At 52.0% G+C, this 979-nt stretch carries 1 protein-coding gene; it reads left to right on the forward strand.

What is annotated here, in order from left to right:
- Window positions 1–979, forward strand: a 979-nt coding sequence (locus B3F49_RS12310) for an MATE family efflux transporter (protein WP_293911451.1), incomplete at its 5' end; no start/stop codon positions are given.

The raw sequence follows: 979 nt of genomic DNA on the forward strand, positions 1-979 counted from the left end.
CGATCCTGAACTGATTGCAATGGGCACCCAATACAGTTCGGTCTGTCTCTTCTTCTCCCTGGCGATTTTCATCGACATCACCTGCGAACGCATCCTGCAGGGAACCGGAGACACATTTCACCCGATGATCATCCAAGGCACCGGAGCGATAGTGAACATCATCCTCGACCCGATCCTCATCTTCGGCCTTTTCGGCTTTCCCCGCATGGGTGTTCTGGGAGCAGCGATTGCGACCGTATTCGCCCAACATGTTTCGGCCGTCCTGGCCATATATTATGTAAAGAGAAACAAGGAAATCATTCTTGACCGTCCTTCGTTCCGTCTTGAGAAAAAAACGGTAAAGGACATCTACGCTGTAGGCATCCCCTCTATCATCATGCAGGCGATCGGAACCATTCTGAACACCAGCCTGAACAAAATTCTTATTGGTTTCGGAACTTCCGCCGTTGCAGTCTTCGGCATCTACTTCAGACTGCAGTCATTCATCTTCATGCCGGTGTTCGGTCTCAACAGCGGGATGATTCCTGTCATCGGCTACAACTATGGGGCGAAACGGCCCAAGCGCATCATCAGTGCCGTCAAGGTGGGCCTTATTGTTTCGCTGTCAATCATGAGCGCCGGCTTTGCCGTCTTCACATTCCTGCCCCACATCCTGCTCGGCTGGTTCAACGCCACCGATGAGATGATGGCCATCGGGGTGATTGCCATGCAGCGCATCAGCCTTTGCTTCATCTCTGCAGGTTTCTGCATTGTCCTCGGCGCCCTTTTCCAAGGAACCGGCGACGGATACATCTCCATGATCATCAGTGTCACCCGACAGCTCATATTCCTGCTGCCATCCGCCTATCTGCTTGGTCGTTTCGTCGGATTGGATGCTCTGTGGTACTCGTTCATCATCGCAGAAACATCTTCCCTTTTGCTGACCATCATCTTCTTCAGAAGGGTGTATGTGAGAAAGATCAAGACGCTGGCAGCGTAA

It is taken from the genome of Sphaerochaeta sp. UBA5836, from assembly GCF_002432845.1.
Classification (GTDB): domain Bacteria; phylum Spirochaetota; class Spirochaetia; order Sphaerochaetales; family Sphaerochaetaceae; genus Sphaerochaeta.